Here is a 23,337-nt window from a genome sequence, read left to right on the forward strand (position 1 = left end):
AATTATCCCTATCGAAGTTTGAAGTGACCCCCAAAAGTTGGATACAATTTTTTTGGGGGGCACTTCAGTTCTGACGGGTAAAATCGTAAAATTCGGACTTGTTAGACAAATACTTACGCGGTTTCAACCTCAGGTACTGAATCTATCGAATTGACAAATTTAACCAATTGCGGATCTGAATCTTTTTGTATGAGGTTTCGGAGACTCTTTTTCAATTCATAAGCATCATCCCCTGCTGTATTTATTAAATCCATATAAAAATCTTTGTTTTGCAGAATCAATGAACGGCATGCCCCATCGGAAATTACAGGTTTCACTATTTTATCAATAACGTCTCCAGCTTGACTTTTCAAATTACCATGCGATCTAAGCCATGTTTCGAAAAATTGAAACTTTATTGCATTGATAGTCTTTTTACCGATGCAGAAATCATTTCTTATATCGGTAACTGTCGATTTAATTTTTCGTTTATCCAATCTTTCAACTATATTCTTGAAACAATTAGGGAAAGGATTCAAACTTTGAGTTCCAGAAGCAATATCCATCAGAATCTTTTTGCCAAATTCAGTCAAGTTATCTGGCAAGGATTTGATTTTAGCCAGTAAATGTTTTATTGCGACAAACCAATAATATGATGTATGTGCTGTTCTTTGGGCGTATAATGTATCAACACTTATTTCAGACAACGCTTCGAACGCTATTTTATTGATATGATCGGTCAGGACATTGCTTATTTTAGTGGTCAAATCGTAAAAAGATGCGTCAGGAATTACATCTTTAATATTGTTCTTAGTGATATACTTATCCAAATCGGTATTCCACTCTGCTAAATGCTCGATAAATACCTCATCCGTTACACCTATTCTGTTCTTAATATCTTCAAATTGGGGCAATATGTCTGAGAGCAATAATTTATAGCCAAGTTTATGATTTACCATGTATTGTAGTGTTTCATTTAATAGCGGTATATTCCATCCCACACTATTTACTAATAAGTCTCCATGATCCACATAATAGTCCATGAGTTCTGCAACATATTTTATATCTCCACCCTCTATTAAGGAAACGGAATGACCATGTGCCAATTGCATGGCGACTAAATCGTAATATCCAGACTCTTTAATGTTTCGGCCATCAGTTTCTAATTCAGAATGCAACTGATTTATGTAGGTTGAATCTAACGTTACAGGTAAAGGTCTTTCTTCGTCAGATGCCAATAAACGATAGGTTGTAAATATAGCCCCTATATTATCTTTATTTACATTCTGTTCATCAATGCAATTCGTGATCGCTTGCAAAAGCGTTGGAAACGTATAGGTAGAATTATCTTTTAACGTTTTTACAATATCTGCATGGTCGAAATTATCGGGTAGTAAGTTTGCCAAATAATTATCGAGCGCCTCCGAATTTGTTGCTACTTGATAATATTTATATGCTTTAGTTGTCGCGTTATCCCGATAGGCAGCATCTGTTGCATTTGCAGCTTGAATATAATCGATAAATGTATTTGGCTTGACTGTTTTTGCTTCAATCAATGACGTAAAATCGCACGCCAACTTATTTTGCGCAATAAACCTGTCTATTGCATCTAACGTTTTGAAATAGTCGCCGCCATTGAAGTCATTGAACCGAACTATCTTCTTATATAATTGAGCAATCACATGGTTTTGGCTTTCCGTGTCTAAATGCAACAGCAGTTCTTGGTATTCGACAGGGAACACCTGCTTCTCTATGGATTCTTTTAATTTCAATTGTGCTATTCTTTGCCATACACGCAGAATAACATCGCTCTTTCGAGTTAATTTATGCAAACAATGTATAATCTTATCGATAAGCGCATTGTCCATACATTGTATAACTTCTTCTAATACAGTGTCAAATTGTTTATTAGTCTCTGCATATTGATTTATGTCGTGGTCTTCTTCTCCGTTGATGCAGCCTTCAATATATTTTTTCAATGGAATTTGTCGAGCATCTTCAACATCGACACCATATACCAAAGCTGCAATTTCGCGTTGTGTTTGCAGATCATTGTTAATTATTGTTTGAATGCCATTCAGATAGTCGCCGGACAATATTTGTTCTACTGGATTTGCCAGAATATCCGTCTTCTTCAAACAGAACAATGCTATGTTTATCATCAAAATTTCGTTACACCACTCTTGTTTAAGAGCGACCATCTCATTGATATATGATATAATTTCCCTAACATTGGCATTAGGATTTACCAATCTGAATATCCGATTTATAGTTTCTTTCGCTTCATTTTCTGTTTCTCCAAATGCTTCAACAAACAGTTTGTTGAATATACTTCGATAGTCGGTAATAACAGGAGGAGCAACACGATAAACAATAGGGAAAGTTTTATTGATAAAATACTTGGTCAGTTGTTTCGTTTGTTCGTCGGTCTCATCTCCGAATGCACAAGCTAAATGTGTTTCATCGAAAGGAATAACAGCCCAAACATTTTCAAAACCGCTATCGGCGAAGAACGTATGGATAGAAGACCATAATTCTTTTACTTTTTCAGCGGGGAGACGATCCATGTTGTCAAAAACAAGGACTAATTTACGTTGTCCTTTTTCCTTGATAAAATCAGAAATGTCTTGCATCCATGTTTTGAACTCGTAAACCGTTGGTTCGTCTTCGCTCAAAGTCTCATAGCAAACGTCCTTTTCGACTTTATCTTGATAAATAGCTAACATATAACTCCATCCATATTTATGATCTTTGCTATATGCCCATTTCCAAACGCACAATGCAATAAGAACTGGCAGTGCAGCTATGATAATAGACAATAAAGAAAACCACCATGTTGTGGGTGTAGGTTTTACTGCATACGCAATAAATGTAAATATCGGAGTTAAAACTGCAACCAAAAATGCCGCAACCATACCATTACTGATAAGGGGATATTTTTCGGTTACGGTCTCCGTTTTACGGGCTAATAAATATTTCAGCTTTTCAGACCATGATACGGTTTTCGTACCTCCACCTTTGACTTTTATTGTTGCATTTCCAGATAGGATACCATCATCAATAAGTTTGCTTGTAAGCAATTCCAATATAGAGCGGCGTTGCAAGTCCTCTTGATGTCCCCATGCGTCATACTCAAAAAAGTAATAGTCGTCTGATAATTCACGTTCCAACATTTTAACCACGTTGGATTTTCCAGATCCCCAAATACCTTCGATGCCGATAATTCGAGGTAAAGTACATTCCTCATCCAATGAATCATTCTGACAAAAATGGCGAGCAATAGTTTTTGCCAACCTTTCTTGCGAACCTCCATCGAATTTGTCAATACCACACGGTTTATTTTGGATAAACCGCGGATATTGCTGTTTGGATTGTAGTTTTGTTTCCATATACGTAATTTATTGATTATACGAACTCCAAATAATTCTCCCGATTTACCACATGAAACTCGGCATAGGGATAGGCTTCTTGGAAGGCTTTCGGTGCGGCCGGCATTTTATTTCCCCACTTGAACTCCAAGGCGGTAAGACTGTCGGCACTCTCCTCAATCAGGTCGATTTCCTGTTTGTCGTAGGTGCGCCAGAAATAGAACTCCCTGTGCAGTCCCTCATTGAAGTTCGCTTTGCGCCGCTCTCCGATGATGTAGTTCTCCCACAGCGCACCGACATCCTGCCGAATGGCCAGCGGTGAGAAAGCCCCGATAATGGCATTGCGAATGCCGTTGTCGTAGAAGTACCACTTGCCAGCTTTTGTAACCTCCTTGCGTAGGTTACGCGAATAAGCCCCCAGACGATAGATAACGAAGACCTTTTCCAATAGGTCGAGGTATTTTTCAACGGTCGTCTTGCTCATGCCGAGTTGTTTACCTAACTCTTCGTAAGAAACTTCGCTGCCCAACTGAAAAGCTATCAATCGCAGTAGATCGCGCATCTTGCTCGAATTTTTTAAGCCGTCAATTGCTAAGATATCTTTAAGCAGGTATGCACCGACAATATCACGTAGGTAGTCTGTTTTACGTTCATAGTTCTCCATCATTACTACTTCGGGATAGGAACCGTAAATCAAGCGCGCTTCGAGGTTCTGGCGGGTTTCAAGTGCCGTTTCCGTCTGTGCGATTTCCCGTTGCGAGAATGGTGTAAGGAGAAATTGCGTACTGCGGCCGACCAACGGTTCACCAGTCTTATTCAGCAAATCGAATGACGAAGAACCACTTGCCAAGACACTTATTCCCGGTATTTCATCAACTATCAACTTCAGAATACTACCGATTTGTGGTATGTTCTGTGCCTCATCAATAGCCAGCAAATCAATACCATCCAATAAATGCCGATAATTGGCTATTGAGCGATTCTCCAATAGTGCTAATGTGTCGTAGTCTTCGCCGTTGAGCATCATCGTCCTACCTGAATAGTTGTCCACAATTTTACGCATCATTACCGTTTTACCAACACGGCGAGCACCAAAAATCAGTACTGCTTTATTGGGCGCGATTCGTGCTGTAATCTTCTCTTGAAGTATTCTATTTACTGTTTCCATACCTTATAAAATATAATGCAAAGATAATCATATTTTTTAATTGGCGAATTTTACAAAAAAAACGGGCTATTAAATGGCGATTTTTACAACCACAATCTTATGGAAGTTGTTTCATTGTTTTTAGTAATGATATATGTTCATACTATGATGACTCAATAATTTACCAGACATACGTTTCTGAAATTTGTCCTTATAGGAATGAAAAACTCACATATATTGTGCTAATTAATATATAATTAAATGAAAATAAAAAGACAGGATACGAGTATTCCTGTCTTCTCATATGTAATGGATATTTTTTTATTTTCTCATCCGCTCCAACTCCTCATCACGCAACATTCTCTCGTTCAGTTTTTCCTGCATCCTGTCAATGAAATAGGTGCGGCTTTCGTTCTTCCGGCGTTTGATATCAGTGTAGAAGCGGTAGCAGTCTTTAGAATCAACCCCGAATATCTTATAGAGAAGTGGGGCGAGCTGTTTGAGCGGCATATTGCCGTTGTTGATGCAGCCCATCACGTCTATGCCGTAGATAAGTTCCACGAGGTCGATGGCATTGCCCGTCCATTGAAGAAGGCTGGCGGTGGTTTCTGTTGCGTTGTTGGCGGATATTAGTGGTGGCACTTGGGGCGTGGCAAGGAATTTCTGCATCTTTCTTACGAAAGACAGAGCCTTGCTGACGTAGGCGGCAATCTCTCTTTTTTCTTCTGACAGATTACGTACGGGATGGTGCTGCAACTCGATTTCGATGTAGGCAAGCGCGATGACGGTAAGGTTCATGTCCATGCCGCCGTTGCACAGTTCGATCACTTGGGTGGCGAAAGCCGTGTATGCCGTTTCCATATTGCAGTCGCCGGCTTCGTTTATCAGGCGGAAAAAGTCGGTTTCCGCCAGCAAGAAATAATTCATGGTTCTGTCAATTTTGAAAATTACACTTTGTTTTCTGCGTGCGCACATGAATATAATTGGCAAAAAACGCGGCAGAAAATAAAAAATCCAACACTCAATTTTACAAAGTGCTGGATTTCAGAGGTATAAAATTCAGTATTTTTTCACAAGGACAAATTATCTCCGACTTAAATTGTTTGTAATCGGAACATTTATTCTATTCCTGAAAATAGAAATGTATGCTTGCCGCACATTTTGGCTATCTTGCTTTTTTATCAAGGATATAGATAATGCGACATACACCGTTGGGATAGCTTTTCAAAGAGGAAAGCGTCCAGTGTTGCTCTGGCAGAGCCGACTTAAAAAAATGTCGTCCGCTTCCGGATATGAAAGGAACGGTGTATAGTATGATTTCATCCACAGCGTGCATCCGCAGCAGTCCGTTTATATAGTCTGCCGTGTCCGGTGTGGCTTCCGCGAGGTAACGGATGTTTGTGCAGTCTTTTCTCCATTCGTGCAGCATTGAAATGGAATAGTCCGGTGTCACACGGTAAAAGGCTTTCTTCCTGATTTCATCAAGACCGCAACGGTCAAGGCACAAATCCTGATGTGCTTTATCATATAACTCTGAAGAAAGACATCCGTCCATCGTCAGTACGGCGAGAATCTGAACTTTACCCATAATCGTTTCCTTTCGTTAGGCAAGGGTAAAAAAGTAGCGTGCAATTCACACTACCTTCAAGCGATGGCTCTGGTAAAGCCTTTACGGAGAGTACGTGAATGCACGCTATGCGTAAGCATAGCATAAGCATCACGCAATCGTCTCCGTAGTTCCAATTTACCAGATTTTCGCTTGAAACGCCTTGCGGTCTTATCCTATATGTTGGCGGCGAAAAGCTCCTGCCAATCGCCGTTTTTCTCAAATGTTATGCAAAGATAGCCAAATTCAGTGAATTACGGGCTATGATTGCTTGAATTTATATTTAAGTCCATACTCTTCAAGTTTGCTGTATAGTGTTGTCCTGCCTATGCCGAGCAGTTCTGCGGCGACACTCCGGTTGCCGTTTGCCTGTTTCAACGCACGCAATATCCGCTCCTTATCCTCCGCGTCATTGCGCAAGGCGAAGCTGACAGTAGAGGTCGGTTTCGTCACGGCAAGTTCCAGATGCTCTTTCATGACAACACCTTCCTGCGCCTGCAATACAGCACCCATAACTTTCTGCCGAAGTTCCCGCACGTTGCCCGGCCATGCGTGTGTCAGCAACGCTTTACGTGCTTCGGAACTGAACCCGCTCACGCTACACTCCAGCTCTCTGTTTGCCATATCACGGAAGAACTCTGCCAGCGGCATAATGTCTTCTTGACAGTCACGCAACGGAGGAACGGTTATCCCGAAGTCGTGCAGGCGGTACAGAAGATCCTGCCGAAAACGCTTTTCATTCACCGATACCTCCAAATCTTCATTGGTAGCAGCGATGATGCGGACATTGAAATTCCGGTCTGCCTTGTCTCCGACCGGGCGATACCGCCTCTCCTGTATGGCACGGAGCAACATCTGTTGGGTTTCCAACGCGAGGTTTCCTACCTCGTCCAGAAACAACGTGCCGCCTTCCGCCTCATGGAAATATCCTTTCTTGGCATTGTCCGCACCTGTAAATGCACCTTTGACGTGTCCGAAGAAAGCCGACGGTGCAAGCTCTTTGGAGAGTGAACCGCAGTCCACCGCCACAAATGGCTTGCCTGCACGTTTGCTCTTGTCATGCAACAGGTGGGCAATATGCTCCTTGCCCGTGCCGTTCTCACCAAATATCATCACGCTCATATCGGTGGCGGCTACCAGCCTTATGCGGTGCATGATTTTCTGAAAGGCGGAACCTTCACGGGCGAATATAGGCATACGGCGTTGTCCTGCCTGACGTTCTTTCAGTATGGAACGGATCAGGGGGACAAGTTTATCCTCCACAAGCTGTTTGGGAATATAGTCTATCGAGCCGAGTTTCATGCTTTCCACGGCGGTATTAACTTCGGCGTAGTCGGTCATAATGATGAAGGGCTGCATCTTTCCCTCCTTTCGCATCCAGCACAAAAGGTCTATGCCACTGCCGTCAGGCAGACGCAGGTCGGCAACCACGATATCATTATCTGTTGCCTGTTGCAGATGTTTCTTCGCGGTTGAGAGGTGGTAAGCCTTCATATTGCGGTAGCCCTCCCGTGACAGCATATTGCAGACATATTCGCAATACACGATGTTGTCTTCCACCACAATTATTTTTGTCTTATTCATCTTCGTATTTTCTCCTTTCCTCTTCTGCCAACCGTATTATTTCCACTCCCTTATCCAGCACGGCAGTCACGGCATGGCTTAACGCTTCACCATCCGGGAGAGCATCGCCACGAAGCAATCCGTAAAGTACATTCAGCGGTTGGTCGGCACGGAGCACCTCCCACGAACTGCGCAGGTGGTGGATCAGGGAATCCAGCTTTTGCAGGTCTTTTTCTTTTGCTGCATCCCGTACCGCCTGCATTTCCTTTTCTGTTTCAGTTATCAACTTTTCCAGCATGACGGCTTCATTGCCATAGGACAATAAGGCGGAAAAGTCCGGTTTCCCGTCCGGTGTCGCTTTTATGGCACACCTGTCGGAAACCTCCATCAGTTCCGATATGGAGAACGGTTTGAACAGGCATCCGGCAAAGCCTTTTGCCAATAGTTCCCCTTTGTTACAACTGCCCGAAGCGGTTGCCACAACCACCGGGATTGTTGGTGAATTGCCCACGTTGGACGAACGCAACAGTTCCAGCAATTCGAAACCGTTTATATCGGGCATATTCAAGTCTGTCAGCAACAGGCTGTATTCTTTCTGGCGTATCATTTCCATCAGTGCCGCAGCATCGGTGCAAGTGTCGCAGTGTATTCCTTCTTGGGAATACATCTCTTTCAGCATCAGAAGTAATACCTCATCATTGTCAATGGCGACAACATCATGGAATTTATTGTTATGATAAACAGGTGTATTGCTTGTATATCCAAGCTGTTCTTCAGCTTCCTGCATAGAAATTTCAACTGTGAAACGACTGCCTTTCCCTTTCTTGCTGTCTAAACGGATTGTTCCGCCAAGCATCGACACAATATTACGCATTATGGCAAGCCCAAGCCCGAAACCCTCCTTTGCGGCGGCATTTGATAGACGTTCAAACGCACCGAACGCTTGTTTCTGTTCCTCTTCTGTCATGCCTGTACCTGTATCTTCAACGACCAGTGTCAGAACTCCATTATCATATTCAGTAATCAAAGAAACACCGCCTTCTTCTGTGAACTTGACAGCGTTTGACAGCAGGTTATTCCCGATTTGTATTATTCGCTCTTTGTCGGTCAATACAATGGCATCGTGTCCAGTCTTCACGGACAAGGACAGCCCTTTGTTCACGGCAACAGGCATGAACTCCGTTTCAAGTGTGTGCGTGATTGCTGAAATCCGGCAGGGTGACAGACGGGGCTGTTCCTTGCCGTTGTCCAGGCGGAAGAAGTCAAGCAAAGTGTTAAGCATATCCCGCATACGGTCGGAGGATTGCAGTATGTTTTGGATATACTGCCCGGACTTATCCTCACACTGTTCTTTCCGTATCAGTCCGGCATAGCCTGTTATTGCTGTCAGCGGTGTGCGCAGTTCATGGGTGATAGTATGTACCGCCTTCTTCCTTGACGTTATCAGTGCCTCGTTCCGTTGTACGGATTGTTCCAGTTGCCTTATCAAATCAGTTGTCTTGTGCTTGTATTGTTTAATGCTTTTTGCATCACGATGTATGATGATGTAGGAAATTAACAACAATAGAAGAACGAATCCCATTAAACCGCCTACTTGCATAAATGACTTTTCACGCATGGCAACTATTTCGTTTTCCCGGCTTTGCAGTTCGGTTTGTACCTTTTCTTCTATTTGGCAAATCAATTCTTGCAGTTGTCTGTTAAGTTCTGCATTACGAGCTGCAAGGCTGTCGGCTTGTTCCGACAATTGGCGATCCTGCACTTTCTGTTCGCTGATTACGTTTCTATTGACCGAATGAAGGATAGTGGTTGATACTGCTGGAGTTACTTCCTTTTTTTTGCCGAATATGCCTAAGAAACCTTTACGTTTCGACTTCTGTGGTTGTTCCTGTGCGCTTCTTGCCGCAATGACGGGTACACGCTCGGCAATCCTCTGGTTCAAACTTTCCTGTTCATCTAATACTTCCACAATGCCCTGAAGTAACCTTTCCTTGCTTTCCAACAAGTGGCGCACACTGTCTATTTGTCTTGCTGGATAAACCGTTTTGAAACGGCATAGCATACTGTCCACTGCCATACGCCGAATATGGTAATGCTCCAAATCCTCGTCTTCCCACTCCAACACACTTTCGCCCAAAAGAGAAAGCCCGGTCATTTCACCGTAAACATGATGTATTTCTTGGCGGAAGTTGTTTATCCGTTGGTTCTCCGTTTCCAATGCCTCAATCTCTTTCCATTCATAATGCCACAGATACATGATCCCACCTGCCAACAGGCACATCAACAGGTAACCAGCGGCAACCAGTATGCGGAGAAATCTCGTACTCATGAAATTCAGTTTCATTCATATATTCTTTTTATCAAACAGCCCGCAAATTTCTTTGACTCATGGGCAGTGCCTCTTATTTCCTTTTCTTTCACCCTTGATTTGTCAATGTCTGACTTTGATAATTGCGAAGCGCCGCTTCGTTTTTTACCTGCATCCTCCACCCAAAGCATGGTAGAGGTTGATGATTCCCTGTATCTCGCCAAACCTGTCCTGCGCCTGTGCTTGTTCTGCGCTCAGCAGGGATTGTTGTGTTGTAAGCACTTCCAGATAGCTGGTGGAAGAATGGCTCATCAGCAGTTCTGTCTTTCGCACAGCTTCACGCAAGGTTTCAACCTGCCGGGTGTTTATCTCATATTGCGACTTAGCCGTCTGCCAGGTGGTTAATGCATCGTTCACCTCCTTTCCTGCGTTCAGCAATGACTGTTGGAATAATAATTTGGCTTCTTCCTGTTTAGTTTGTGCAATCTTCAAGTTGGCGATATTCGTGCCACGGTTGAATAGCGGTTGTGTCAGGGAACCGATGGCGTTGAACAACCATTGTCCGGGATTGGTGATTGCTCCACCTCCATTGTTAGTCCAACCCAATGTGCCCGAAAGAGTGATATTGGGGTAGAAGGCAGAGCGGGCTACATGGGTGGCGTAAAACGCTTGTGCCAGTTCCATTTCAGCCTGACGCACATCGGGACGATTGGAAAGCAACTGCAAAGGAACTCCGATAGAGATAGTATCAGGGAAGGATGCTTCGTCCAGGCTACTCCGTTCAATCGGTTGCGAAGGCATGGCAAGTATCGCAGACAAAGCATTCTCTGTTTCAGAGACACTTTTGCATATAGCCAGTTGCGATGATTCAAGTTGCATCACGTTTGCCTTTGCCTGCAATACCCCGGCTTCATTCGCCTTGCCCACCTTTTTCAACGCTTCGAGTGTGCGCACGGTAGCCCGCCAGTTTTCCAAAGTCCGATTGTTTATAGACATTTGTTCGTCAAGCAAGGCAAGTGTATAATAACTGTCTGCTATCGTGGCGATGAGTTGTGTCTGTACGGCTTGCTGATAGTCACGACTTCCCTGCCATGCGACAACCGCGCCACGCTTCGCAGCCGTGAATTTACCGAATATATCCAGTTCCCAACTTGCGGTCGCCCCGACATTGTATGTCTTTGCGGTCGCCCCATCGTAGCGGCTACCACCACCTTCGGCATTGATTCCCAATGAAGGGAGATAGGACAGTTTTGCCGTCATCAAAGCTGCCTCAGCCGCTTCAACCCGCAGGCGTGCCACATTGAGGTCTGTATTTTGCTCAAGTCCTGCCTCAATCAAAGACTGAAGTTCCCGGTCGGTGAACATCTCCCGCCATGACATGGAGGCGATGTTTGTTGTATCAATATCAACAGATAAGTTCCAATACAGATTTTCTGTCCGGATGCCAGCCCGATGATACCGGCTGTATGTGCCGCAGCCGGTAAGCATCAAAGTTGATAATATAAATATGGTTGTCTTCTTCATTTAATTACGTTTAACTCGTTCTTGAATGTATTGAAATGTGATGAACAGCGACGGCACGAGGAACAGCAATGCCAATGTACCCACTATCATGCCGCCTATTACACCTGTGGCAAGCGAGCGGCTGCCATTGGCACCCACGCCATGGGCCATCATCAGCGGAATAAGACCGAACACCATCGACAAGACGGTCATCAGGATAGGGCGCAGGCGAACCTTTGCCGCGCTGTATGCCGCCTGTGCCAATGTCATGCCTTCCGACCGTCGCTTACCAGCATATTCGGTCAGCAGAATGGCGGTCTTGGCAAGCAGTCCGATAATCATGATCAGTCCGGTCTGCATATAAATGTTGTTCTCCAATCCGAACATCCATGCGAACAGGAAGCTGCCCATCAGTCCGCAAGGCACGGACAGCAACACGGCAAACGGGATGAACACGCTTTCGTAGAGGGCGCACAGTATCAGGTATATCAAGACCATACAGAGCATGAATATCATTGCGGCATTGTTGGTGGTCTTGCTCTCCTCACGCGATAATCCCCCGAACTCGTAGCTGCAAGTGGCAGGAAGCACCTCACGTGCCGTCTCGCCAATCGCCTTGATGGCCTGACCGGAACTGTAGCCCGATGCCGGAGAGCCGTTGATGGCGATGGCATTGAAAAGGTTGAAGCGCGTAAGGTCGGAAGGTCCGTTGGTCTTGGTCAGGCGCACGAACTGGCTCAGCGGTGCCATGCTGCCATCGGAAGTACGCACGTACATCAGGTTGAGCGACTCCGTATTGATGCGGTACTCCGCCGGTGCCTGCATAGTGACGTGATAGAGTTTGGAGAAACGGTTGAAGTCCGATACATACGACCCGGTATAATACCCGGAAAGCGTGGACAACACATCGGCAGGAGATACGCCCGACTGCTCGCATTTCGCCGCGTCAATATCCACCCAATACTGAGGATAGTCTGCGGCAAAAGACGAATAGACCTCTCCGATTTCGGGACGGCGGGACAGTGCCTCTACAAATTTATCAGCCTCCTTCTTGAATGCGGCAACGTCTCCGCCCGTTTTGTCCTGCAAGTAGAGTTCAAAACCGTTGCCCATGCCGTAGCCGGCAATCATCGGCGGTGACATGGCAAACACCGTGGCATCGGGAACATCAGCGGTAGCGGCATAAATCTTGCCTATCACGTCATCCACCGATTGCCCTTCATCCTTGCGTTGGTTCCAATCTTTAAGTGTCATGAAATACATTGCCTGTGAAGGACCGGAACCGCTGAATGAGAATCCTCCGACCGCTCCGCTGTACTCAATCTCAGAGATGCTGTCAAGACGGTTGTTGATACGCGCCATCACCTTGTTGGTCTGCGCCATGGAGGAGCCGGGCTTTGTGTTCATGCTTACCATCACCGTGCCGGTGTCTTCCTGCGGAATAAGTCCTGTCTTCGTGATATTGACCAGCAAGACCAGCAACCCGAACGAGGCGGCAATCGTTCCCCACAGCAACCATCGGCAATGGATGATATACAGTACACCACGCACATAACGGCGGCTCAGACGCTCGAATACGGCATTAAATGCCTTACGGAAGCGTGCCGCAAAATTGTTCTTCGTGTTTCCGTGCTCGTCGATATAAGGTTTCAGGAACAAAGCACACAACGCCGGAGAAAGGGTGAACGCATTGATAGCCGATATGCCCACGGCAACCGCCATCGTGATACCGAACTGGGCATAGAACGCCCCGGAAGTGCCGCCCATCATTGCCACAGGGATAAACACCGCCATAAAGATAATGGTAGAGGTGAGAATGGCGGACGAAACGCCCTTCATGGCATCATCGGCGGCAAGTACCGGCGACTGGTAGCCTTCGTCGAACTTCGCCTGCACCGCCTCCACCACCACGATGGCATCGTCCACCACCGTGCCGATGGCAAGCACAAGGGCGAAAAGCGTGAGCAGGTTGATGGAAAAGCCTATCAGCGACATCACGGCAAACGTGCCGATGATGGAGACGAAGATGGAAACCGTGGGAATGAGCGTGGACTTGATGTCCTGCAAGAACACATACACCACCACGATAACCAGAAGTATCGCCTCGATAAGCGTCCGTATGACAGAATTGATGGAGGCATACAGGAACTTGTTGGTATCGGTCAGCACCACAAACTCCGCACCTTCCGGCAGGTCGCGTTCAATTTCATCGAGCACCTCGTGAATCTCATTGATGGTGCTTGAAGCGTTGGAGCCCGCTTTCTGGTTGATGAGCATGAAGGCAGCCGGATGTCCGTTCACTTCGGTGGAATAGCTGTAGTATTCATCGCCCAACTCCACGTCGGCGACATCTTTCAGCCGCAACACATCACCCCCGGGCAGGGACTTGATGACCAGCTCGCCGAACTCTTCCGCTGTGGAGAGGCGGCCGCGATACTTCATCGTGTATTCGTTTGCCGTGGGGTGATTGGCTCCGAACGAACCGGTTGCCGCCTCGATGTTCTGCTTCGCCAGCACGGAGGAGATGTCATCGGGAATCAGTCCGTACTGTGCCATCTTGTCGGGGCGCAACCAGAGGCGCATACTGTAGTTGGAACCGAACAGTTGTGCCTTTCCCACACCGCCGATACGTTTCAATCGCGGCTCCACGTTAATCTTCACGTAATTGTTGAGAAAGGTCTGGTCGAAACGGTTGTCGGGGCTATAGAGGGCGAATGTCAGCAACTCGGCGTTCTGCTGCTTCTCGGTGGTGACGCCGGTCTTGGTCGCTTCTGCCGGAAGCTGGCTCAACACGCCGTTCACCCGGTTCTGCACATTGACCGCCGCCATGTCGGCGTTGGCACCCTGCTTGAAATAGATGTTGATGGAAGCATCGCCTGTATTGGATGCCGTGGAGGTCATGTAGGTCATGTCCTCCACGCCGTTGATGGCCTCTTCCAGAGGAACAATCACGGCTTTCTGCACCGTCTCGGCATTCGCGCCGGGATAGGTAGCCCATACGTTGATGGTGGGCGGGGCGATGTCGGGATATTGCTCCACGGGGAGGGCTTGTATGGCGATAACGCCCATCAGGACAATCACCACGGAGATGACACCCGAAAATACCGGTCGGTCTATGAAGAAACGCAGGTTCATGGTTTTGTGGTTTTAGGTGTGACAATCATTCCTTCCTTTAGCTGCCCCACACCTTCGGTGATGAGGGTGTCGCCGACGGACAAGCCCTGCTCTACAACGAAGTGGTTGCCGTCGTTCAGGCGGTCTACGGTCAGGTAGGCAGCTTCGGCCTTTCCGTTTTTAAGGCGGTAGGCGATAATCTTGTCCTGTAGTTCCACGGTGGCGGTCATGGGAATCAGGATGGCATCCGTATTCAGCACTTGCAGGATGACGTTGCCGATGGTTCCGCTCAGCAGATGCCTGTTGATGTTGGGAAACAGGGCCTTTATCTGTACGGCACCGGTCGTGGGATTGACTATTCCGCTGATGGTCTCTATTTTCCCTTGTTTCCCATAGACGGAACCATTGTTAAGTTGGAGGCTAATCGGAGGCATTTCACATATGATTCTGTCAATCGAACCATATCTGGCCTCGAACTGCCTAAGTTTGTTTTCCGAAATGGAGAAATAGGCATACATTTCCGAATTGTCCGACACCACTGTAAACGGTTGTTCGATGGTGGGACCGACGAGTGCGCCGACGCGGTAAGGGAGCGTGCCTATAACCCCGTTACTCGGACTCTTGATTTCGGTGTATGACAGCTCGTTCCGGGCATTTGCTTCCTGAGCTTTTGCTTGTTCCAGCTCTGCCTGTGCCACTACTAATTGGTTTCGGGCAACAGACAGTTCGTAATCGGATATGACTTTTTCATCGAACAGCGACTGTTTGCCGTTCAACTCGATACGCGCTGTTTCCACTTTTGCCCGTGCCGCGCTGACATTGGCGATTGCGATGCGCAGTGCAGCCTGATAGGGCGTTTGGTCAATGACAGCCAGCACTTGCCCTGTCGCTACTTGCTCTCCCTCTTTCACGCACAGGCGGATGATGCGACCCGATACTTGAGGTATGATGTCCACATCCTGTCGTCCGCGAATCGAAGCGGAATAGGTTTCTTCCAATTCAATGGGTTGGGAAGAAACCACCATGACGGGCAATGCCTGTCCCGTTTCCTCTCCTTGCTGTTCCTGTTTGCAGGCTGCCAATGAAGCAGCCAGCAGGGTTGTTGCCGTGATGCCGGCAATCCATGTTCGTCTATTCATCATCTTTGTCTGTTACTTTTCCATTCTTTATTTAATATCGCATAGATGCAGGTGTCCTCATAGCGTGGTGCGCCGTCGGGATGGCATACAAACGAGATAAATTCCTTCATACATCCTTCATGTCTCATTCCGAGACGTTCACACAATCTTTTTGACCGCAGATTATCGTCTTCTACAAATCCATAGATACGCCGTGCGCCGCTGTCATGGAAAAGATAATCCAGCAGTCCTGTTGCCGCTTCGTATGCCTTCCTTTGCGGATAAGATGAGGACTGCTCCATCAAGCATTTTGAATGTCCGCTCCACTTCCGCAATAAAATCCATGTGTCCCGGAGTGTCAATGATATTGCATTTCACTCCATTCCAGATAATAGATGTCGTAGAAGCCCGGACAGTAATTCCTCTACGTTTCTCTATATCCATAGAGTCCGTTATGGTGTCACCATTATCCACACGGCCGCACTTTTCCGTTGCTCCACTGGCAAACAGCAGATTCTCGGTTACGGAAGTTTTTCCTGCATCAATGTGAGCAAGAATTCCTAAATTTATAATATTCATTTGGATTAAGCAATAATATACTACAGTAGATGCATTGTCGAAACGCACCTTTTAATACCTCCTCGTAGCATATGAGAACTACAGGATTACTAACTCGTATTAATATGTATATTATTACTGCCGCATAACGATTACAAAATTACACAAAAAAATATATCTAACAAAAGTGGGAGGATTTTTTAACTTTTTACCATAGACATTTTATTAGGGAAGCGTAGGTTCAACTGGCAAGTACAAATAAGTAGAAATGTTTGAACAACACCGTTTTAGGAAGTTGAAAAATCAAGTTTCTCTCTCGGTATAGCGTTTATTTTGGCCAATATCTTCTTTAGTTTAGCATTTGTGTATTTCCCATTCGTGTTCTATTTAGCTCCTTATTATGAGTATGTAGCAAGTTACTTATCAAATTCAGCCTCTTTGAGGGTCAAATATGGTTTTGCAAATGGTGACTGACAAGACATAAACAAGGTCAGCAGGAATTTTTTACATAAATGGACATGAATGTATATAACCTAAAATAAGAATAAATTTTAATAAGGGCTGCCCAAAAAGAAAAAAATGCAGTTGCCATCCTATAGATACTTGCAGAAAGGATAAAATTTACTTTTAGACCTTTTGGGATAGCCCTTATTAATACTTCAGATAAAATTCCTTAGGTTATATTTTCAATCCTTTGGACCGGGTTTCCTCCTTGGCATACAGTCCCGGACGCCCGATTATGACATGGTTGGCAACGATACTATCCGCCGGACTGCGTATCTGCGGCGGTGCATTTTCGGGATATTGCGCCTGCCTGTTCCTCACATCTTCCGCTTCCGGCTTGAGCTGTTGCCCTTCATTCTCCTTTTCTGCGACTTCGGGCGTGGGTGGCGCAAGCTCCAGCTGAATTTTTCGGTCAAGGGCGGCAAGTTCGGACTTCAACTGCTTCAGCTCGTCCTCCTTCTTCCACACCTTACCCGCTATCTCCTGTAACTGCGGTATCTCCATCTCCAGCACCTCGTTCTTCGCCTTGTACTGGTCGATGATGGAGGGTATCCTCTCCATCGCGTTGAGGAAGTTGCGGGCGGCGGCCAACGGGTCAGCCATCGCCAGATGCCCGTTGTTGTAGGTGTACTTGTAGTTCCCCTCGACCACGAAGCGGTTGTCGGTGAACTCCAATCCCTCTTTGAGTATCCTTTCGCTCACCACCTTTATCGGAAAACCGTAAAGTTCACCGACCTGCGTGTACAACCCTCCGGTCGTGGCATTCTTGGCTATCTCCTGCAAACGCTTTCCGATGACCTTCTCATCGGCGGAATCCACTCCGTCCACCTTTATTATATTAAGGCGGTTGCCCTCCTTGTCGGTCTGCACCACCGACAGGAAGCGGTTCCAGTCCTCCGTCATGGCATCTATGAAAGCCGTGTTGTTGCGCAACTCGCCGGTCTTTGACTCCAGCTTGAACTCCGAATCACGCTTGCCCTTGTTGAACGACTTGCGTTCCCCTTCGAGCGATGCGATCCGCTTTTCCAGTTTCGCCTTGTCCAACAGGTCGGTATTGCCGGAGAGCAACGCCATGTATTCCGAGAAATTCATGCCCGATTTTTCGTCCATTGCCCCCTCGTCGATGGTACGCGCACCCATCGCACCGCTTTTGAGCTGGCTTATGAAAGTCTGCTTGCAGTGCAGGAGGTTGAACTTGTAGCTGTCCAGTGACTTCTCCACCGCGTAGATGATTACATCCACGTTGTTCCCGGCGAAATGTTTGGCAATCTCATTACCTGCCCTAACTCCGCGTCCGTCACGCTGTTGCAAGTCGGACGGTCGCCACGGCGTATCGAGATGATGGATAGCCACACACCGTTTCTGGGCGTTCACACCCGTTCCGAGCATAGAGGTAGAGCCGAACAGCACACGCACCGTCCCGGCGTTCATGGCGTCTATCACCGCCTTCCGCGCCTTGTCGGTCTTGCACTCCTGAATGAAGCGCACCTCGCTTGGCGGTATACCGTAGTCCTCCGTCAGTTTGCGCTTGATTTCCGAATAGACGTTCCACCCGTCGCCCGGCTGGTATGTCCCCAAATCAGAGAAAACGAACTGCGTGCCTTTCTGGGCGTCGTATTTTTGATAATACTCCGCGATCATCTTGGCACAGTGACTCGCTTTGTTGTCGGGATGATCTTCGTAATTCGGGTCTATCATGCGCATGTCGAGTGCCATTTTCCGGGCATAGTCCGTGGCGATGAGCATCTTCGCCTTTTCTTCCGTTTCCGAAAGCGGCAGCCTGCCCAACAAGGTGGCATCGCCCGTCTTGGCGAACTGCATCAGTTTCTGTATGAAGTCCTCCTGTTCCGGCGTGGGCGGTATATGGTGCAGTATCTCGTTCTTGGCAGGACGGTCAACGCCCACATCCTCCGCCGTGCGGTAGTCCGTGATTTCATTATAGAAGGCGGCAAGCTCCGGCACTTTGATGAAGTAGCGGAAACGCTCCTTCTGGACCACATTGTTCGTCACGTTAAATTCAAAATCCGTCGTCTTCTTGGCAAATATCGCCGCCCAAGCGTCGAAACACCTTATGTCCTGCCGTTCCAGCTCCTTCGGGCGCAGGTACTTGAACAGCAGGTACAATTCAGTCAGTGAGTTGCTGATAGTCGTGCCGGAGAGGAAGGTCGCACCCAAGTCTTTTCCTGTGCGCTCCTGTATGGTGCGTATGGCAAAGAGCATGTTAAGTGCCTTCTGGCTTCCCTCGCTGTTTCCCAATCCCGCCACACGGTCGTGGCGCGTGTTGAAAGTCAGATTCTTGAACTGGTGGCTCTCATCTATGAAGATGTGGTCGATGCCCATCTGCTTGAAATCCACCACGTCGTCCGTGCGTGACTTTATGGCGTGTTCCACCTTCTCCAGCTTCGCTTCAAGGTTGTGCTTGCGCTTCTCCAATCCTTTCAGCATCGCCCGCGACACGTTCTTTCCCTGCTGCCGTAGCACTTCGAGGTTTTCCTCCACCGTGTCAAGCTCTGCTTGCAGGATGCGCTGCTGCAATTCCGGCGACTGCGGTATCTTGCCGAACTGGTCGTGCGACATGATGACGCAATCGTAGTCGTTGTTCTTTATATTATTGAAGAAGCGCACACGGTTGGCGGTCGAAAAGTCCTTCTCCGAAGCGTACAGAATACGTGCGTTGGGATATGCCGCCTGATAGGTGGCTGCAATCTCCGCAACGTTGGCTTTCAGCCCGATAATCATCGGCTTGTGTGCCAAATTCAGACGCTTCATCTCATGCGCGGCGATGCACATTATCAGCGTCTTACCGGTTCCCACCTCGTGGTCGCAAATTCCGCCGCCGTTCTGTTTCAACATCCAGACGCAATCCATCTGTGAGGGATAGACGCTCTTGATACCCCGGCTTGCCAGCCCTTTCAGGTTGAGGTCGGGAAAGGTCTGATGGGAGCCGTCGTAGCGCGGGCGCACGAAACAGTTGAACTTGCGGTTATACATCGTCACAAGCCGCTCCTTGAACTGCGGCGACTGCTCTTCGAGCCATTCGGAGAAGCCGTTTCGTATCTCGTCAATCTTGGCGTTGGCGAGTTGTATTCCCTCGCTGTCGCGCATCTTGATGTCGTTGCCATGCTCGTCCTTGCCGATGGACTTCATCATGTCAGGGCAGGTGTTGTGCAGGGCGTGTTTTAGGAGGTGCATACCGTCATAGTTCCGGTAATACCCCTTCACCAGAAACTCGTCCGTGATTTTCATGGTGCGGTAGCCGCACACCACCGAAAACTCGTCCATGCTTGCGGAATAGGCGATTTTCACCTCCGTGTCGAACAGCCGGCTCATGTAGGCGGCATAGACACCCGTCGGAATCCAGCGTTCCCCGAAATTGAAGTCCAGATCCTCGAAGGCGATGCGCTGCGGCTCGGCATCTTTCAGAGCCTCCAACGCCTGCTTCACCTCCGGCATACGCTCATTTTCGGGATTGTCACCCATCCATGCCTCTATGCGTTCCGCTTTCTCTATGACATTTCCGGCGATGAAACGGTCTTTGATTTCGTAACCGGTCACGAGCGGATTGTAGTAGATGCGCCCTTGCAGGGCAGTGAGCAAATCCTCCGCCGTGCTGTCGGTTATCTCCCGCATATAGTCGAGATTGACCGTACCATATTTGTTGAGCGACGCAGACAGGGCTTCTTCGGGAGAGCCTACGTTGGCATGGCTCTCCACCGCGAAGGAAACAGGATGCTCGAAGATGTCCGCCTTGACGAACTTTCCGTTTTCCATCCGTTCCAGCGAAAGGATGTCGCGCCCGCCCGCATCCATCATCACTAACTTCACGTTCTGCTTGGCGTTGAGGTTGCCGTAGCGCATGACAAACTCATCGTAACAGGTATTCAGATGCTCTCGCCACGGAACATTTGCCTCGCGCCGGAGCGATTCATAACGGTACAGACGCTCGTAGGCGTCACGCAGCGACACATACAACAACGCCTTTTCCTTCTGGTATCCTTTCAGGTCGAGCGGCTGGAATGTCGCCCCGTATGGCGTGATGTCTTTCAGGTAGCCGATGTTATGACGCCCCCGGTCAGCCACCAGCGACCCTTCGCGCAGGTGCATCTCCGGCGTGCGGTGGTAGGCACGCGGAGAAAGGTCCACGACTTCCTCCTTCGGCTTTTCCGCTTCGATGTCGGGGAAAAGGAAAGTCCCCACCGCTTCCGATGGGGTATCTGTAACGGCAGGTGCGGCGACTGCCTCCGGCTGTGTTTCCTCCTGTCGTGGCTGCTCACGGGAAGTTTCCGGCACGGCTTTCACTTCCGTCTTTTCCGCCACTTGTTTCTCGTTATGCTGCCTTGCCAGTTCCCGAAGTTCTTTCCTACGCTCCGGCGTCAAACCCATCATCATTTCATAGAAACCGTTGATGGGAGGATTGGTATCCCAGTCCAGTGTGGCATAGATGTCGTCCGGGTCGGCAGGCTTGGCGGTGTTCTCCGCTTTCACCTCCTTATTCTCCATTGCGGGTTTTGCAGTTGGAGCTGTCGGTGTAACCGTGACTTTCGGTTTGGGCGGAGTGGACTTTGCCGTAACTGCCTTTTTCACCGTCTTTTTCTTTTTGGAGGTTTTCGGTTGGCTGACCTCTTCCGTCATCCCCCAGAGGTCAAGCAGGGTGAGCTGCACGCCTGCGGAATATTGCGGGCGCGGTTCTATCTCCGGCTTTTCATCTGCGGGTTGCGGCTTTTCTGTCGGAGTTTCCACCGTCTGCGCCGAGGATACTGTTTCCAATTTTATGGCAGGACGCTCTACTTTATTTTGAACGGCAACTTTTTCTTCCGTTCCTGCCTGCCGGATTGAACCCGAATACAAGCGCATGGCAAGCCTGTAATGGAAATCCTCGTCGAGCATACGGCGCAAATCCCCGGCGATGCCTGCTGCCTTGCCCTCGTGCAGATAAACCATAGCGGGCTTCCCGTAGGGGTCTGTGTCAAGTTTCGCCATCGTATGCACGATGCGTTCCGGGTGGTGGATGAAATAGGCGTTGTCGGTCAGGGCGGTTTTCGTGTCCGTCTGTATCACGGTCATCAGCCGCTCGTCCTGCGACATTTCCTTCTTGCTGAGGTTCTTTTGCAGGACAATCAGGTCACTGCCCACCTCCGTGCCCGCGTTGTCCGTGAACAGGTTGTTGGGCAGGCGTATCGCGGATACCAGATTGGCCTGACTGAACAGCTCGTTACGCACGGAGGTCTTGGTGCTATTCAATACCCCTTGCGAGGTGATGAACGCCACGATACCGCCGTCACGCACGGCATCCAGTCCTTTGAGAAAGAAATAGTTGTGGATGGTTTTCTGGGCGGAGCGTCTGCCGAAAGAGTCGCTCCGCTGAAACTCCGCGTCGAACACGGCAATGTCACCGAACGGAATGTTGGACACCGCCAAGTCGAAATAATTGTTGAACGGTCTTTCGATTTTCTCAAAACCGCAGGTGCGCATTTTCTGGTCGGGATAGAGATGCCTCAAGATTGTACCCGTGAGCAGATCCTTCTCGAAAGCCATCACATCCGCATTGGGGCTGTGCCGCAGCATGGAATCCACGAACACGCCGACACCTGCCGACGGTTCGAGCATACGGGCGGGGCGGACGCTGTAATCTGCCAGCACGTCCGCGATGGTGTCGGTTATCTCTTTGGGGGTGTAGAAAGCGGTCAGCACGGACGCTTTCAGCGAATCCACAAACCGCTTGTACTCTGTTTCGTCCTTGCTGTTCTCACGGATAAGCCTGTGCAGCTCCACCGTCGGGGCGAACAGTTCGAGGTCGGATTTCGCCCACCGGACGGCATCCGTCAGTTCCTTTGCAGGGTTGAGGATACATTTCAGACCGCCGAAACCGCAGTACCTTTGAAGTATGGCACGCTCTTCGGTTGTCGCTGTCCTATTTTCCCTGTCAAGGATGAATGCCGTCCGTATCGCCTCGATGTTGTCCCGCAGTTTCTGTTTGCGGTTAAACGCCATATTCGTCTAAGTAAAGGACGGTTGCTCCCGTCAGCTCCGTGTAGAGCAGGTCGTAATCGGAAGACAGGGCGAAATTGTCATCCGAGAGGTCATAGACGGAGAACACGTTGCCGACAAGCGGCAGCAGTTTCAGGACAAAGGCTTCACGCTTCTCTTCCGGCACTTCATCGGCAAACTCGTTTTCCACGACTTCGCGGAGGATGGCGTAACGGGAATAATGCAGCCCGCGCAGCAGCGTGTCCATCGCCAGTTCCTGCGCACCATCGGCGGGATAGCCTTCAAGCCGTGCCCTCTCATACGTTTCGGCGGCACGGTCGGCCCGTTCCCGTATGAAAGCGGTGTCGTCAGCCTGTTCAAACTTGTTCGTGCGGAGATAGTCCAGCAGGTACAGACCGTAATAGGAAAAGTCGGTCTGACCCTCGTTTTTCTTCTTGTTGTTCATTACTTTGGATTTAGCGGATTGATAATTAACGGGATAATCGGTTGGAAAAAGGAAGAAAAAGGCACTCGGTATCCCTCCGAGTGCCACCACTAAATCCAAAGTATGAGTGTAATCCGGTATCGAAGAACAATTCATT

Annotated in this window: 11 protein-coding genes and 2 pseudogenes; all 13 read right to left on the reverse strand. The window is 48.2% G+C overall.

What is annotated here, in order from left to right:
* Window positions 1-113: 113 nt before the first annotated feature.
* A complete protein-coding gene (locus tag DWW91_RS09355) occupies window positions 114-3,368 on the reverse strand; it encodes a P-loop NTPase fold protein (protein ID WP_004291481.1) in 3,255 nt (1,084 codons plus the stop codon).
* Between the two features lie 16 nt (window positions 3,369-3,384).
* A complete protein-coding gene (locus DWW91_RS09360; RefSeq protein ID WP_004291480.1) occupies window positions 3,385-4,515 on the reverse strand; it encodes an ATP-binding protein in 1,131 nt (376 codons plus the stop codon).
* A 300-nt stretch (window positions 4,516-4,815) separates the two neighbouring features.
* The gene (locus DWW91_RS09365; protein ID WP_004304269.1) at window positions 4,816-5,421 is read right to left on the reverse strand and encodes an RteC domain-containing protein; all 606 of its coding nucleotides are present in this window, start codon (window positions 5,419-5,421) and stop codon (window positions 4,816-4,818) included.
* 238 nt (window positions 5,422-5,659) lie between these two features.
* The gene (locus tag DWW91_RS09370; protein WP_004291474.1) at window positions 5,660-6,082 is read right to left on the reverse strand and encodes a dihydrofolate reductase family protein; all 423 of its coding nucleotides are present in this window, start codon (window positions 6,080-6,082) and stop codon (window positions 5,660-5,662) included.
* 279 nt (window positions 6,083-6,361) lie between these two features.
* Window positions 6,362-7,684, reverse strand: a complete 1,323-nt coding sequence (locus DWW91_RS09375) for a sigma-54 dependent transcriptional regulator (protein ID WP_004291471.1) — start codon at window positions 7,682-7,684, stop codon at window positions 6,362-6,364.
* Window positions 7,677-9,992 carry an ATP-binding protein gene (locus tag DWW91_RS09380; protein WP_122134050.1) on the reverse strand — a complete coding sequence of 772 codons (2,316 nt, stop codon included), beginning with the start codon at window positions 9,990-9,992 and terminating at the stop codon, window positions 7,677-7,679. Before DWW91_RS09380 ends, DWW91_RS09375 begins: the two co-directional genes overlap by 8 nt.
* A 144-nt stretch (window positions 9,993-10,136) precedes the next feature.
* Entirely contained in the window at window positions 10,137-11,495 is a 1,359-nt protein-coding gene (locus DWW91_RS09385) for an efflux transporter outer membrane subunit (protein WP_032536653.1), read from the reverse strand.
* Complete coding sequence (locus DWW91_RS09390) at window positions 11,496-14,609, reverse strand: efflux RND transporter permease subunit (protein ID WP_118122380.1); 3,114 nt, start codon at window positions 14,607-14,609, stop codon at window positions 11,496-11,498.
* The gene (locus DWW91_RS09395; RefSeq protein WP_032536655.1) at window positions 14,606-15,730 is read right to left on the reverse strand and encodes an efflux RND transporter periplasmic adaptor subunit; all 1,125 of its coding nucleotides are present in this window, start codon (window positions 15,728-15,730) and stop codon (window positions 14,606-14,608) included. Before DWW91_RS09395 ends, DWW91_RS09390 begins: the two co-directional genes overlap by 4 nt.
* Window positions 15,727-15,975 (reverse strand): annotated as a pseudogene (locus DWW91_RS09400) (GNAT family N-acetyltransferase); the annotation flags it as partial. The gene DWW91_RS09395 and the pseudogene DWW91_RS09400, both read right to left, overlap by 4 nt.
* A pseudogene (locus DWW91_RS09405) lies at window positions 15,965-16,285 on the reverse strand (GTP-binding protein); the annotation flags it as partial. The pseudogenes DWW91_RS09405 and DWW91_RS09400, both read right to left, overlap by 11 nt.
* A 657-nt stretch (window positions 16,286-16,942) precedes the next feature.
* Window positions 16,943-22,759, reverse strand: a complete 5,817-nt coding sequence (locus DWW91_RS09410) for an N-6 DNA methylase (RefSeq protein WP_004291462.1) — start codon at window positions 22,757-22,759, stop codon at window positions 16,943-16,945.
* Window positions 22,749-23,336 carry a DUF1896 domain-containing protein gene (locus DWW91_RS09415; RefSeq protein WP_004291461.1) on the reverse strand — a complete coding sequence of 196 codons (588 nt, stop codon included), beginning with the start codon at window positions 23,334-23,336 and terminating at the stop codon, window positions 22,749-22,751. The genes DWW91_RS09410 and DWW91_RS09415 overlap by 11 nt, the downstream gene beginning before the upstream one ends.
* Window position 23,337: the final 1 nt, after the last annotated feature.

Source organism: Parabacteroides sp. AF17-3 (genome assembly GCF_003635445.1).
Classification (GTDB): Bacteria; Bacteroidota; Bacteroidia; order Bacteroidales; family Tannerellaceae; genus Parabacteroides; species Parabacteroides goldsteinii.